Raw genomic sequence first — 13,245 nt, 5'->3', positions numbered from 1 at the left:
ATCGCCATGAACGTCAACCCCTTATCCGCAAAAAAGTTAAAAACACATTCGCCTATAAAATCAGGATGCCTCGCCGCCTCTTCTATATAAGAAGAAGCGTATAGCCCTGGGGCGTGAATACCCCTCCCACACAAATGCATCGAACTCCAACCGGAAGAAGCCCGGCCGAGACCTGCGAAAGCGAGGAGCGAGAAAGACTGTTTTTTTAGACCGGCGAATACCGGAAAGGGAAAGCTCAACAGAGATGGTGTCCCAGGGCCGGTTCGAACGGCCAACCTTCCCCTTAGGAGGGGGATGCTCTATCCAATTGAGCTACTGGGACAAATACCAAATGCTTACCCGGAAGGGCTAGCGACAGACGGCGTGCATCTTAACGGCCGAGGCTGGTTTTGTCATGTCGTCCGTTGGCATTTTGAATGTAGGCCGATCCCTGCGAATGCATTCAAAGCCTCTCGCTGCAGACCAAAGCCTTCAGATGCATCGTGCAAATTGCACTGCGCCAATATGCCATCATTGCAAACTGCAACCTCAAAACCCCAAAAATCAAATCTAACTCTTTGTTTTTATTGGCCTAATAGGTTGGCACGACATCTGCAAAGTCATACATAACCAATCGTTCCAGGCACCGTGGAGACCATGACTATGAACAGCGCCCTTCTATTAGCACTGAACGCTGTGGCACTGGCCGCGGTGGTGACGTTTCATTTTCAGCCGACCAATACTGAAGACGGCGCGCAAATCAGCCAAGCCATTCCCCACCATCTGCAACAGCGCCCTCAACTCGCACTGATGACTGCCAACCCCCAGCCCCCCATTCGCCTGACCCAAGAAACCCAATCTGCCCCAGCGGCCGAGCATTGGGTTTTCTGAGAAAATATTCATGTCCAAATCTGCCTGGTTATTTCTGTGCCTGACCCTCATGTCCGCCGCACTAGGCCTGGGAGCCACCTCACAACAAGCTCAAACCCTAGCCTTCGTCGCAAGCGCCGTGCTGGGCAGCCTACTGATAATTGCACTCATCAAGGGTCGCCGAATCAAATTCGATCCACTCCTTCGCTAGCCCTCCCCCCGCCGCCCCTTCTCCCTACCTTATGTCGCCTGACACTCGTAAATAGCCGAACAGCTACTAACCTTAAGCTTGCGGGCAAAAGGCCATACCCCTATAGAAAGGACACCCTTCGACTCAGATTCCGCGCTGGCCTGGACGAAGGTTGCCGAGCTTCGCTGCAGCTGCGGGAAATTTTTCCAACCAGTCCGCAAAAACGCAAATCAGTACTGGCATAAAGCCTTTAGGCGGTTCAATATTTGTCACAGAATTGACGCCAATGAAATGGCAAATCTGAGGCATGATGCGGCCTCTTTGCAATTCGCGTTGAACTTTGGTCGTGAGCCTTGTCTTAACACTCATCTTGCGGCCAATTCCAGAAACCGCTCCCCTGAACTAACCGGTTAAATATATGCGCCCATTGAAACAGGCAATTTATTCCAGCCGTACGGCTGACAAATTCGTCGTACGTCTGCCAGACGGAATGCGGGAACGCATTGCCGAGGTGGCTCGCAATCATCACCGCAGCATGAACTCCGAAATCATCGCACGCCTGGAACAAAGCCTTATTCAGGAAGGTGCCTTGGGTGAAGAGTTGAGCATGCGCCTGGACAGCCCCGAGCTGTCACTGCACGAACGCGAACTGCTGCAGCGTTTCCGTCAGCTCTCCCACCGCCAGCAAAATGCTCTCGTCTCGCTTATCGCGCACGACGTGGAGGCGGCCGCAGAAGCCAATTGATTGACACCTGAAAGCCGAAGCCAGCCCTGTGCTGGCTTTTTTTGCGTCGAGTTTGGGAATAAGAAGCAAAGCGAGGGCAGGTTTGCCCCCGCGGGAAGGGTCAGAGCAGGAAGATCGTTGCCAGGCCCAGGAAGATGAAGAAACCACCACTGTCAGTCATGGCCGTGATCATCACACTGGCACCCATGGCGGGATCGCGACCTAGACGCGCCAGGGTCATGGGGATCAATACCCCCATCAAGGCCGCCAGCAACAGGTTAAGGGTCATGGCCGCAGTCATGACCACACCTAGGGACCAACTTCCGTAGAGCAAGTAGGCCACCACGCCAATCACGCCCCCCCACACCAATCCGTTTATGAGGCCTACAGCCAGTTCCTTGCGCAACAGCCGTGAGGAATTGGCGGTACTGACCTGGTCCAGCGCCATGGCGCGCACGATCATGGTGATGGTCTGGTTCCCGGAGTTGCCGCCAATGCCCGCCACAATCGGCATCAACGCCGCCAAGGCAACCAGCTTCTCGATGGAGCCTTCAAACAACCCGATCACGCGAGAAGCGATAAACGCGGTAATCAGATTGATAGCCAGCCAGGCCCAGCGGTTATGCAGTGAACGCCAGACCGACGCGAAAATATCTTCCTCTTCACGCAAACCCGCCATGTTGAGGACTTCGGTTTCACTTTCCTCACGGATCAAGTCGACGATTTCATCGATGGTCAGACGACCGATCAACTTGCCGTTCTTATCTACCACCGGAGCCGAGATCAAGTCGTAACGCTCGAATGCCTGGGCCGCGTCGTAGGCATCTTCGTCCGGGTGGAAGCTCACGGTATCGCTGGCCATCAGGTCAGCAACTTTTTTCTCCGGATCATTGACCAGCAGGCGCTTGATCGGCAAAACGCCTTTGAGGATGCCCTCATAGTCGACCACAAACAATTTGTCGGTGTGGCCGGGCAACTCTTTGAGGCGGCGCAGGTAACGCAGCACCACTTCCAGGCTGACGTCTTCGCGGATGGTGACCATCTCGAAGTCCATCAGGGCGCCGACCTGATCCTCGTCGTACGACAGCGCGGAACGCACACGCTCACGCTGCTGCGTGTCGAGCGCTTCCATCAACTCATGGACAACATCACGGGGCAGCTCAGGGGCCAGGTCAGCAAGCTCGTCCGCATCCATCTCCTTGGCGGCAGCCAGGAGTTCGTGGTCATCCATGTCGGCGATGAGCGTCTCACGCACCGAGTCCGATACTTCCAGAAGGATGTCACCGTCGCGATCAGCCTTCACCAACTGCCACAGGGTCAGTCGGTCATCCAACGGCAAGGCTTCAAGAATGTAGGCGACGTCGGCGGAGTGCAGGTCATCGAGCTTGCGTTGCAACTCGACGAGGTTTTGCCGGTGAACCAGGTTTTCGACGCGGTCGTGGTTCGGACCTTCCTGGCGGTGCGTGAGGTCTTCGACCACGCGCTGGCGCTGCAGCAGCTCGATAACTTGAGCCAGACGATCCTGCAGGCTTTCTTGTGTTTTCTTTACTTCTACTTCGGTCATAGGCGAACTCCACTCCCAGCAGCGGGGCACGCCGGAAGGATCAATCAGTCAATTCATGATTGGTAAAACGGGGTACTGAGCAACTACTGGGTAAGTCCATGGAGGTATTCCACAAGCCCCGGCGGGGCTGACGGGCGCATGATACACCGCCCGGACGTTTTAAACGTTAAAAAACTGGAAAGAACAAGCGCTTGCACGCCAAAGCTCAGTATTGGCTGCATCTATGAACTGCGACGACGCAGACGCATGGGAAAACACATGAGGAGGGAGAAAAAGGAGGACGCCGGATAAAGCCTATACAAACCCCAGACGGCAAAAAGCCCGCACTAGGCGGGCTTTTTGTTTGTATGGTGCACTCGACAGGATTCGAACCTGTGACCGCTCGGTTCGTAGCCGAGTACTCTATCCAGCTGAGCTACGAGTGCAGATTGTGTTTTTAGACCAGATCACAACTGGTTGAAGCCAAGCTACCTGCATCGCTGCAACTAACTCTTAAATGGTGCACTCGACAGGATTCGAACCTGTGACCGCTCGGTTCGTAGCCGAGTACTCTATCCAGCTGAGCTACGAGTGCATTTGTTGCCGCGCATTATAGGCCGTTCAATCTCTATGTAAAGCTATTTTTTCGAGTATTTTCAACAACTTACCGAAAAAACCAGATTGCAACGTACTAAGCAAATAATGGCGGAGAACGGGGGATTCGAACCCCCGACACCCTTTTGAGGTGTACTCCCTTAGCAGGGGAGCGCCTTCGGCCACTCGGCCAGCTCTCCGCAACACGGGGCGTATATTAACCACGTTCCTCCCCGTTTGCAAACATAAAAAACGATAAAAATTAAAGGCTTGGTTCTTCGTCCTTCTCTTTCTTGATCCGCAGGTAGATTTCCTCGCGGTGGACCGCCACCTCTTTCGGAGCGTTAACCCCAATACGTACTTGATTGCCTTTGACGCCGAGCACGGTCACAGTGATTTCGCCATCACCGATAATCAGGCTTTCTGCGCAACGACGAGTCAGAATCAGCATACCTTTCACCTCACGCATTTCAGTTCAGGAACAACAGTCTGCAAAAAAAAAGCATTCGACCTACAACCAAAAGGTCGTAGCCCTACTCGCTAAGTATTGTCGAGCCCATGCAAAAGACCATGTACCCCACAAAAAAATGAAAGGCGCGGTAAACCGCGCCTTCCTGGCAATGCATCACTCGCCCTGTCGGGCCGGCGCATCCAACTCAAAAGCCGTATGCAGCGCGCGTACAGCCAGCTCCAGGTACTTCTCTTCGAGGACGACCGAGACTTTGATTTCCGAGGTGGAAATCATCTGGATGTTGATACCTTCTTTGGCAAGAGCCCCGAACATACGGCTGGCAACGCCAGCATGGGAACGCATGCCCACCCCGACGATCGACACCTTTGCAATCTTGGTATCGCCGACCACTTCACGCGCGCCAATCTCGCTCGCAGTGTTCTGCAGGATTTTCAATGCTGCATCGTATTCATTGCGATGCACGGTGAAGGTGAAATCGGTGGTGTTGTCGTGCGAAACGTTCTGCACGATCATGTCGACTTCAACATTCGCATCGCTGACAGGCCCCAGAATCTTGAAAGCCACGCCTGGGGTGTCTGGCACGCCACGGATCGTCAGCTTGGCTTCATCGCGATTGAAAGCGATGCCGGAAATGATCGGCTGTTCCATGGATTCCTCTTCATCAATAGTAATGAGGGTGCCCGGACCCTCCTTGAAGCTGTGCAATACGCGCAGCGGAACGTTGTACTTGCCGGCGAACTCCACCGCACGAATCTGCAACACCTTGGAACCAAGGCTGGCCATTTCCAGCATTTCTTCAAAGGTGATCTTGTCCAGCCGTTGGGCCACTGGCACGACGCGTGGGTCAGTGGTGTAGACGCCATCCACATCGGTATAGATCTGGCATTCGTCAGCCTTGAGCGCTGCCGCCAGGGCCACACCGGTGGTGTCCGAACCGCCACGACCCAGCGTGGTGATGTTGCCGTGCTCATCCACGCCCTGGAAACCCGCTACAACTACCACACGGCCTGCTTTGAGATCAGTGCGAATTTTCTGATCATCAATCTGCAGGATCCTCGCCTTGGTATGTGCGCTGTCTGTAAGAATGCGCACCTGACTACCAGTGTAGGACACCGCTGGCACGCCACGCTTGTTCAGCGCCATGGCCAACAGCGCAATGGTTACCTGCTCGCCCGTGGAGACAATCACATCCAGCTCGCGCGGCAGCGGCTGTTGATCATCGCTGATGGCCTTGGCCAGATCGATCAGGCGATTGGTCTCGCCACTCATGGCCGACAGCACCACTACCAGATCATCGCCAGCATCGCGGAACTTCTTAACCTTGTCGGCGACCTGCTCGATTCTTTCGACAGAACCGACCGAGGTGCCTCCAAATTTCTGTACGATCAAAGCCATTTCCAAGCCGCCTCAGCCCGTAAAGGGGCGCCTAATTTCCAATCCACCCGCACTGAACAAGCCCGTGACTAGACCACGGGCCGGTTAACAGTGCTTTAAATACCTGCCTCGACAAATGGCACGGTCAAGGCCAGCGCCGCGTCCAGAGCTGCGGCATCGACACCACCGCCTTGCGCCATGTCCGGACGACCACCGCCCTTGCCGCCCACTGTCGCAGCGGCTTGCTTCATCAAATCACCGGCTTTGAGTTGGCCAGTCAGGTCCTTGGTTACACCAGCAACCAGAACGACCTTATCCTCATGGACACTGCCGAGCAGGATCACTGCGCGGCCGAGCTTGTTCTTCAACTGATCGACCAAGGCCAACAGCGCCTTGCCATCCTGGCCGTCCAGGCGCGCAGCCAGGACTTTTACGTCCTTGACGTCAACCGCCGCGGCCGACAGGTCATCGCCCGCAGCGCTCGCCGCCTTGGCCTGCAACTGCTCCAGCTGTTTCTCAAGCGCACGGTTGCGCTCCAGCACGGCGGACAGCTTGTCGATCAGGTTGTCGCGGCTGCCCTTGACCAGGCCGGCCGCTTCCTTGAGTTGTTCTTCGGCTGCATTGAGATAAGCCAGGGCCGCAGCACCGGTTACCGCTTCAATACGACGTACGCCCGAGGCCACACCACCTTCGCTGATGATCTTCAGCAGGCCGATATCGCCGGTGCGGTTGGCGTGGATGCCACCACAGAGTTCTACCGAGAAGCTGCCGCCCATGCTCAGTACGCGGACTTCGTCGCCGTACTTCTCGCCAAACAGCGCCATGGCGCCTTTATTCCTGGCGGTCTCGATATCGGTTTCTTCGGTTTCAACCGGGGTATTCTTGCGAATCTCGGCGTTGACGATGTCTTCCAGGGCCTTGATCTGCTCAGGCTTGATCGCTTCAAAGTGGCTGAAGTCAAAACGCAGGCGCTGGCTGTCCACCAACGAACCTTTTTGCTGCACGTGCTCGCCCAGTACCTGGCGCAGCGCGGCGTGCAGCAAGTGAGTGGCCGAATGGTTCAACGCCGTGGCATGCCGTACGTCGGCATCCACCTGGGTGTCTACCGGTGCGCCCACGGTCAAGTTGCCCAGCACCAGCACACCGTGATGCAGGAAAGCCCCGCCGGTCTTGGTGGTGTCGCGCACATCAAAACGACCGGATGTCGAGCTCAGGAAACCGCAATCGCCAATCTGGCCACCCGACTCGGCATAGAAAGGCGTCTGGTCCAGTACCACAACCGCCTCTTCACCTTCGCTCAACACGTCGACCGACTTACCGTCTTTATAGATGGCGACGATCTTGGCCGAGCCCGCAGTCGCCTTGTAGCCGGTGAACTCGGTCGGTACGTCAACCTTGACCAGGGTGTTGTAGTCCAGGCCAAAGGAGCTGGCCGAACGTGCGCGCACGCGCTGGGCTTCCATCTCACGCTCGAAACCGGCTTCGTCGACGGTCAACTCACGCTCGCGGGCGATGTCGGCAGTCAGGTCCATCGGGAAACCATAGGTGTCGTACAACTTGAACACCACATCACCCGGCACCACGGTGCCTTTGAGCTCAGCCAGGTCCTGTTCCAGAATCTTCAGGCCATGCTCCAGGGTCTTGGAGAATTGCTCCTCTTCAGCCTTGAGCACCCGCTCGATGTTGCTTTGCTGTTGCTTGAGTTCCGGGAAGGCATCGCCCATCTCGGCAACCAGCGCGGCCACGATCTTGTAGAAGAAGCTGCCGGTAGCGCCCAGCTTGTTACCGTGGCGGCACGCGCGACGGATGATGCGACGCAGCACGTAGCCACGGCCTTCGTTGGACGGCAGCACGCCGTCGGCGATAAGAAAACCGCAGGAACGGATGTGGTCCGACACCACCTTGAGCGAAGACTGGCCTTCATTGGCGCAGCCAATGGCCGCCGCCGAGGCGCTCAGCAGGTTGGTGAACAGGTCGATTTCGTAGTTGGAGTGAACGTGCTGCATCACCGCACTGATCCGCTCCAGGCCCATGCCGGTGTCCACCGACGGTGCCGGCAGCGGATGCAACACGCCATCGGCGGTGCGGTTGAACTGCATGAACACGTTGTTCCAAATCTCGATGTAACGGTCGCCGTCTTCTTCCGGCGAACCTGGCGGGCCACCCCAGATATCGTCGCCGTGATCGTAGAAAATCTCGGTGCACGGGCCGCACGGGCCGGTATCGCCCATGGTCCAGAAGTTATCGGACGCGTAGGGCGCGCCTTTGTTGTCACCGATACGGATCATGCGCTCGGCAGGTACACCGATTTCCTGGGTCCAGATGTCATACGCTTCATCGTCCGTCGCGTACACGGTGACCCAGAGCTTTTCCTTGGGCAGCTTCAGCACGCCGGTGAGGAACGTCCAGGCGAACGTGATCGCGTCTTTCTTGAAATAGTCGCCGAAGCTGAAGTTACCCAGCATCTCGAAAAAGGTGTGGTGACGAGCGGTGTAGCCGACGTTTTCCAGGTCACTGTTCTTGCCGCCGGCGCGTACGCACTTCTGGCTGCTGGTAGCGCGGGTGTAGGCGCGCTTTTCCTGGCCCAGGAAGCAGTCCTTGAACTGGTTCATCCCCGCGTTAGTGAACAGCAGGGTTGGGTCATTGCCTGGGATCAAGGAGCTGGAGGCTACACGGGTGTGACCTTGCTCTTCGAAGAAGCGAAGGAAGGCTTCACGGATTTCTGCGCTTTTCATTAGGTTCTTCCACGGAGGCTGCGGCCAAAGGCCAGTGCGCAACATCATCAGACGGAGCGACGGCAAAGGGCCGCATTATATCGGCCCTTTGCCGGTGGTACAGCGTGTTTATGTGATAGAAACAGTCAATTAGACGGCCTGCACTGTCATTTCTGCGAAAACGCGACGAATGTCTGCAGCACTTGCTCGATCTGCGCCCGGCTGACGTCCAGATGGGTGACCATGCGCAGGCGCGGCGCGGCACTCAACTTGACCCCACGCTCGGCCGCAAAGGCCTTCAGCGCCTGCGCCTGATCGCCTACCTGCACATACACCATATTGGTCTGCACCGGCTCGACGCTGTAGCCGGCCTTGCGTAACTCATCGCCCAGCCATTGCGCGTTGGCATGGTCGTCAGCCAGGCGCTGCACCTGATGATCCAGAGCATACAACCCCGCCGCCGCCAGTGAGCCGGCCTGGCGCATGCCGCCGCCGACCATCTTGCGCAAGCGCCGAGCCTTGGCGATCAGCGCCGCCGAGCCACACAGCACCGAACCGACCGGCGCGCCGAGGCCCTTGGACAGGCACACCGACACCGAATCGAAGTGCTGGGCGATTTCTCTCGCATCCACCCCCAGCTTGACTGCTGCGTTGTAAAGGCGGGCGCCATCCAGGTGCAGGGCCAGGCCGTGCTCGTGGGTAAATGCCCGGGCCTTGGCCAGATAATCCAGCGGCAGCACTTTGCCCTGCATGGTGTTTTCCAGCGCCAGCAGGCGCGTGCGCGCGAAGTGGAAGTCGTCGGGCTTGATGGCTGCAAGCACCTGGTTCAGATCAAGGGAGCCATCAGCTTGAACCTCCAGGGGCTGCGGCTGGATCGACCCCAGCACCGCCGCACCGCCACCTTCGTATTTGTAGGTGTGGGCCTGCTGGCCGACGATGTATTCCTCGCCGCGCTCACAGTGAGCCATCAACGCCAGGAGGTTGCTCATGGTGCCGGTGGGTACGAACAGCGCCGCGGCAAAGCCCAGGCGCTTGGCCAACTCGGCCTCCAAGCGGTTAACGCTGGGGTCTTCACCATAAACATCATCGCCGCTGACGGCGCTGGCCATTGCGTCGAGCATGCCGGGGGTAGGTTGGGTCACGGTGTCGCTGCGCAGGTCGATCACGGTCATGAAGGGGGCCTCTAACGGAGTGGATAAGTCCTTTTGTGTGTGATTACTGCGGGCAAAGCCACGGAATATCAAGCCCCTATTGCATTCATTCGAATACCAACCAATCAAACCGATATAAGTTATCGAGACGGCAGCCGTGCAGTTTTCGAAAAACCATGTTAAAAACTCTCCGCCGCCAGGGTTCTGGCGGCAACGTTCTCAGGGCGGGGTGCAATTCCCCACCGGCGGTAATTGCACGCAATGTGCATAGCCCGCGAGCGCTTGGCGCCTTGAACTGCTCAGGCAGGACGGCGACAAGGTCAGCAGACCCGGTGTGATCCCGGGGCCGACGGTCATAGTCCGGATGAAGAGAGAACGGGATTGGCACCTAAGGGCCGCGCGCCTGTTTGCGCATGCGTACCCTTAAATCCCATTCGATTCATAACGCCCTGTTTTTTTCTTAAACAGGAGTCAGAACATGCAACCCACCGCAATCGACAGCAAAAGCAAAAACCATCACGGCGAGCGCGTCGCGTTTATCCAGGCCTGCTGGCACAAGGATATTGTCGACCAATCGCGCAAAGGCTTCCTCGCCGAAATGATCGCCCAGGGTTATCAGGAATCGGACATCGACTTCTTCGAAGTCGGCGGCGCCTTTGAAATGCCCCTACACGCCAAGTTGCTGGCCAAGACCGGCCGTTACGCGGGGATCGTCGCTGCCGCGCTGGTGGTGGACGGTGGCATCTACCGTCACGAATTCGTCGCGCAATCGGTGGTCAGCGGCCTGATGCAGGTGCAGTTGGAAACTGAAGTGCCGGTGTTCTCGGTGTCCCTGACGCCGCACCACTTCCATGCCGGCAGCGAGCACACCACGTTCTTCTATGAGCACTTCGTGCACAAGGGTCAGGAAGCTGCGCGCACCTGCGCCGATACCCTGCACAAAGTGCGGGCGATCTATCAAAGCGAGCCGCAAAAGCGCGTTAGCTGATTGCATCCGAGCCCTGTCCAGCCGAGTTTCCTTGGATCGACAGGGCATATATATAAGTAAAACCAGTGATTGATGTACCGACGATGTAATGGTTTTGAGGTTTACCTCAAAAGAGTTCCCATCATCAACGGAGTCAGCATGTCTGAGATTACCCTTCCAAGCGCTCCGCGCGCTCCCGATAACGTCTGGATGATTGACGGACGAATCAGCGACCCCATCAACCGCACCAAAAACCTCCAAAGGGGCCCGCACGCCCAACTGCCGTTAGCGTTCATCACGCTGCATGCCGATAATACCGTGCTTGTCGAGCGCGAATTGGCCGATGAACTGCACGATTACCTTGTGTTCACAACCACCGATAAAGCCGACCGAATCTGCGTCGACCTCCCCGCGCAAGGCGAAGGTGAAGGCCTCAGCGTCATAGTCAATACGCAACGTTTCCATGTCACCCTGAACGGGCTCAATCAGTTCGTGGTGTTCCGGACACAGGGCGGTGATGACCTAATTAATGTTGCCGACGATGTCACCCACCCCATCCTGATCGACGCCGGTGAAGGCAGTGATCGCATCTGGGCCGGAGGCGGCTACTCGCGCATTTTCGCCGGCCCCGGCGAAGATATGATCCTGACTCGGCGAGGCGCCTGCTATATCGAGGCAGGTGATGGAAACGACAAGGTTGTTGCCCTCGCCGACGGTGACATGACGGTCTACTCCGGCGCGGGGGACGATACCGTCATTGGCGCCCAAGGGCAGGCCTTTATCAATGGCGGAGAGGGCCATGATCATCTGACAGGGGGAGGCAAGCACAACATCCTGGTGGGTGGGCCAGGCGATGATATTTTACAGGCAGGCCCGCACAGCAATGTGATGTATGCCGGACACGGCATGGATCTGGCACTTCAGCTCAAGCCGAGGGACATAGTCTTCAAAGACTCCAACACCATCCTTGTTGCTGCGCAGCAGTTCAGCGTGCCCGCTTCCACATCAGGGAACAGCTCGCCAATAGATGTCCAGCAAGCGCGGGTGACCGATATCAATTACTACCCTCTGATCCACAGCGGCGTTCGAGTAGTCGGTAGCCTCCAGTTTCAACAACGAGTAAACGATGACCTCTCGCTGCTGGCCCAATCGCCGAACGGGCAACAATTGCTGCAAGCGCTGTACGCCGCGCAATTGATAGGCGGCACCCCAATCAATATCTATGAGTTGCAAGATGAGAGCAACGGGCTGTTTGCGCCGAGCAACGAATCGGAACCCAGGTCATTCATTGAGAATAATCAACGGGGCATACCGGCCTACGGTGGTTCGATCTACTACAATCCGACGTTCATCGGCAATCGAATGACCAACATACCGTTGCTTTATCACGAGCTGTGCCATGCGTACAACGCGGTCACCGGAACCACCCTGCCAGGATACAGCGAGGACGGTGTCGACGGCGACAAGGCCCGTCCGCTCATCCGCAACAGCGAACTGCAGGCGGTGGGCCTGCCTACAGACGCCCCCCCTTTCGACTTCGACAACGACCCGTCGACTCCACCCACCAATTCCAACCCGGTGTCATTCAGTGAGAATGGTATCCGCGAAGAACTGAACATGCCGCCGCGCAAACAGTATTCCTTTAACCCTGTTTAAGCTCCGCGGCGTCTTCTGAGGTCGGCACAATTAATATCCCCGCCCGTAGGCCATTCTTGACCTTCGGGTTGGGGAAAATGATATGCGCGCCCTCCTCCTCGATCACCCAACGGGTCTTGGCCACGTCTTCGGCCAACAGGTAGCCCTTGGCCAACGGCGAGAAGTTTTCCACATCCGCCGGCAGGTGCAACAGGAACGCGTCGCTGTGCTTGATCACTTCACGGGACACGGCAAACAGCTGCAGGCCGTCCAGGCTCTCGGTCACAGGCTCGGTGCCCTCGATGATCTGCGTGAGGCGAGCCTCCAGGAGACGCACGTCTACACCCTCGTTGTGCCCGAATGGTCGCGCCTTGCCCAATTCAAGGGTGAAGGCCTCGGCGCCCAACTGTTCATAGGTAAACGCGGTGAAGGTGATCGAGGTTTTATTCTGCAGCAACACCGCTTGTATACCGGCAGCGCGCAGGCGTGCCAGCTCGTGGCGCGAATGCTGGCGCCCTTCCTTCCAGGGATACAGCGCGAATTGTTCGATCTTCGAGCCACGAATCGCGGTGTGCAGGTCGTAATGCAGGCGCGAGCGGCCAGGCAGGCTGAAAAAGCTGCGGGCCAATTGCTCAAGCTCGGCGGCGCGCATGGCTTCGGGGCCAATGTTTTGTTCATGACGGCCATTGAACAGCCGGTTGACGTCCAGCTCGAGGTAACGCTCACCGCGGCGCATGGCCTCGGTATTACCGAACAGGAACAGAATACGGGTGCGGGGTTTGATCTCCCCGCGGGCAATGCCATGCAACAGGCGGTCGAGCAATTCGATCGGCGCGGTTTCGTTGCCATGGATGCCGGACGACAACAGCAAGTCGCTGCCGTTGTCCAGAGCTTCAGGAGGACGCACTTCAAGCGCGCCTTCGCTGAGCCAGCGCATCTGCACGCCGTCGACAGTCAGTTGAATTTTTTGCGCCGGTTCACGACCGGCGAGGGTCAGTTCAAGCAGTTTGCCGAGGGCGAGCATAAGCAGCT

The 13,245-nt window shown here is 57.3% G+C and carries 12 protein-coding genes, 4 tRNA genes and 1 riboswitch; of the genes, 5 read left to right on the top strand and 11 right to left on the bottom strand.

The annotated features are described in order from the left end of the window. Nucleotides 1–245: 245 nt before the first annotated feature. Nucleotides 246–322: transfer RNA gene (locus tag APH41_RS25995), tRNA-Arg, on the bottom strand. A 320-nt stretch (nt 323–642) separates the two neighbouring features. On the opposite strand from APH41_RS25995, the gene APH41_RS25990 reads away from it, so the two are divergent. Continuing rightward, a complete protein-coding gene (locus APH41_RS25990; RefSeq protein ID WP_054896750.1) occupies nt 643–870 on the top strand; it encodes a hypothetical protein in 228 nt (75 codons plus the stop codon). 10 nt (nt 871–880) lie between these two features. After that, complete coding sequence (locus tag APH41_RS29535) at nt 881–1,060, top strand: PA3371 family protein (protein ID WP_034128463.1); 180 nt, start codon at nt 881–883, stop codon at nt 1,058–1,060. Nucleotides 1,061–1,183: 123 nt separating this feature from the next. Here the strand turns inward: APH41_RS29535 and APH41_RS28945 are convergent, their stop codons facing one another. Further along, nucleotides 1,184–1,408, bottom strand: coding sequence for a hypothetical protein (locus APH41_RS28945; RefSeq protein ID WP_106117681.1), 225 nt, complete (start codon nt 1,406–1,408; stop codon nt 1,184–1,186). 49 nt (nt 1,409–1,457) lie between these two features. Between APH41_RS28945 and APH41_RS25980 the strand changes: the two genes are divergently transcribed. Then, nucleotides 1,458–1,784: an Arc family DNA-binding protein gene (locus APH41_RS25980; protein ID WP_003193592.1), complete on the top strand. Its 327-nt coding sequence runs from the start codon at nt 1,458–1,460 to the stop codon at nt 1,782–1,784. 100 nt (nt 1,785–1,884) lie between these two features. On the opposite strand, the gene mgtE is transcribed toward APH41_RS25980, so the two are convergent. From mgtE to ltaE, 8 genes are all read right to left on the bottom strand, one after another. Then, nucleotides 1,885–3,327 (bottom strand): magnesium transporter, encoded by a 1,443-nt coding sequence (mgtE, locus tag APH41_RS25975; protein ID WP_003193593.1) that lies wholly within the window; start codon nt 3,325–3,327, stop codon nt 1,885–1,887. Between the two features lie 348 nt (nt 3,328–3,675). Continuing rightward, nucleotides 3,676–3,752, bottom strand: a tRNA-Arg gene (locus tag APH41_RS25970). Nucleotides 3,753–3,824: 72 nt separating this feature from the next. After that, nucleotides 3,825–3,901 (bottom strand) — tRNA-Arg (locus tag APH41_RS25965). A 108-nt stretch (nt 3,902–4,009) separates the two neighbouring features. Beyond that, nucleotides 4,010–4,100, bottom strand: a tRNA-Ser gene (locus tag APH41_RS25960). Between the two features lie 62 nt (nt 4,101–4,162). Continuing rightward, complete coding sequence (gene csrA, locus APH41_RS25955) at nt 4,163–4,351, bottom strand: carbon storage regulator CsrA (protein WP_003175645.1); 189 nt, start codon at nt 4,349–4,351, stop codon at nt 4,163–4,165. 174 nt (nt 4,352–4,525) lie between these two features. After that, nucleotides 4,526–5,767, bottom strand: coding sequence for an aspartate kinase (locus APH41_RS25950; protein ID WP_054922338.1), 1,242 nt, complete (start codon nt 5,765–5,767; stop codon nt 4,526–4,528). Nucleotides 5,768–5,862: 95 nt separating this feature from the next. After that, the gene (gene alaS / locus APH41_RS25945) at nt 5,863–8,481 is read right to left on the bottom strand and encodes an alanine--tRNA ligase (protein WP_014719590.1); all 2,619 of its coding nucleotides are present in this window, start codon (nt 8,479–8,481) and stop codon (nt 5,863–5,865) included. A 146-nt stretch (nt 8,482–8,627) separates the two neighbouring features. Next, a complete protein-coding gene (gene ltaE, locus APH41_RS25940; RefSeq protein ID WP_034128464.1) occupies nt 8,628–9,632 on the bottom strand; it encodes a low-specificity L-threonine aldolase in 1,005 nt (334 codons plus the stop codon). Between the two features lie 190 nt (nt 9,633–9,822). Then, nucleotides 9,823–9,992: riboswitch (FMN riboswitch) on the top strand. Nucleotides 9,993–10,089: 97 nt separating this feature from the next. Between ltaE and APH41_RS25935 the strand changes: the two genes are divergently transcribed. Together APH41_RS25935 and APH41_RS25930 are read left to right on the top strand one after the other, a co-directional pair. Further along, a complete protein-coding gene (locus APH41_RS25935) occupies nt 10,090–10,599 on the top strand; it encodes a 6,7-dimethyl-8-ribityllumazine synthase (protein WP_054922336.1) in 510 nt (169 codons plus the stop codon). 138 nt (nt 10,600–10,737) lie between these two features. After that, nucleotides 10,738–12,234: a M91 family zinc metallopeptidase gene (locus tag APH41_RS25930; RefSeq protein WP_157717964.1), complete on the top strand. Its 1,497-nt coding sequence runs from the start codon at nt 10,738–10,740 to the stop codon at nt 12,232–12,234. On the opposite strand, the gene astE is transcribed toward APH41_RS25930, so the two are convergent. Then, a complete protein-coding gene (gene astE / locus APH41_RS25925) occupies nt 12,221–13,237 on the bottom strand; it encodes a succinylglutamate desuccinylase (protein ID WP_054922329.1) in 1,017 nt (338 codons plus the stop codon). The two genes, APH41_RS25930 and astE, sit on opposite strands and share 14 nt — an antisense overlap. Between the last annotated feature and the right edge of the window lie 8 nt (nt 13,238–13,245).

It is taken from the genome of Pseudomonas sp. NBRC 111138 (assembly GCF_001320835.1).
Lineage (GTDB): Bacteria > Pseudomonadota > Gammaproteobacteria > Pseudomonadales > Pseudomonadaceae > Aquipseudomonas > Aquipseudomonas paracarnis.
The sequence above is the reverse complement of the archived record's forward strand: the minus strand, read 5'-3'. Positions and strand labels throughout refer to the sequence as shown.

Coding starts and splice junctions, on each gene's coding strand:
- APH41_RS25935 (WP_054922336.1), top strand. CDS start 10,090: ATGCAACCCACCGCAATCGACAGCAAAAGCAAAAACCATCACGGCGAG.
- mgtE (WP_003193593.1), bottom strand. CDS start 3,327: ATGACCGAAGTAGAAGTAAAGAAAACACAAGAAAGCCTGCAGGATCGT.
- astE (WP_054922329.1), bottom strand. CDS start 13,237: ATGCTCGCCCTCGGCAAACTGCTTGAACTGACCCTCGCCGGTCGTGAA.
- ltaE (WP_034128464.1), bottom strand. CDS start 9,632: ATGACCGTGATCGACCTGCGCAGCGACACCGTGACCCAACCTACCCCC.
- alaS (WP_014719590.1), bottom strand. CDS start 8,481: ATGAAAAGCGCAGAAATCCGTGAAGCCTTCCTTCGCTTCTTCGAAGAG.
- APH41_RS29535 (WP_034128463.1), top strand. CDS start 881: ATGTCCAAATCTGCCTGGTTATTTCTGTGCCTGACCCTCATGTCCGCC.
- APH41_RS28945 (WP_106117681.1), bottom strand. CDS start 1,408: ATGAGTGTTAAGACAAGGCTCACGACCAAAGTTCAACGCGAATTGCAA.
- APH41_RS25980 (WP_003193592.1), top strand. CDS start 1,458: ATGCGCCCATTGAAACAGGCAATTTATTCCAGCCGTACGGCTGACAAA.
- APH41_RS25990 (WP_054896750.1), top strand. CDS start 643: ATGAACAGCGCCCTTCTATTAGCACTGAACGCTGTGGCACTGGCCGCG.
- APH41_RS25950 (WP_054922338.1), bottom strand. CDS start 5,767: ATGGCTTTGATCGTACAGAAATTTGGAGGCACCTCGGTCGGTTCTGTC.
- csrA (WP_003175645.1), bottom strand. CDS start 4,351: ATGCTGATTCTGACTCGTCGTTGCGCAGAAAGCCTGATTATCGGTGAT.
- APH41_RS25930 (WP_157717964.1), top strand. CDS start 10,738: ATGTCTGAGATTACCCTTCCAAGCGCTCCGCGCGCTCCCGATAACGTC.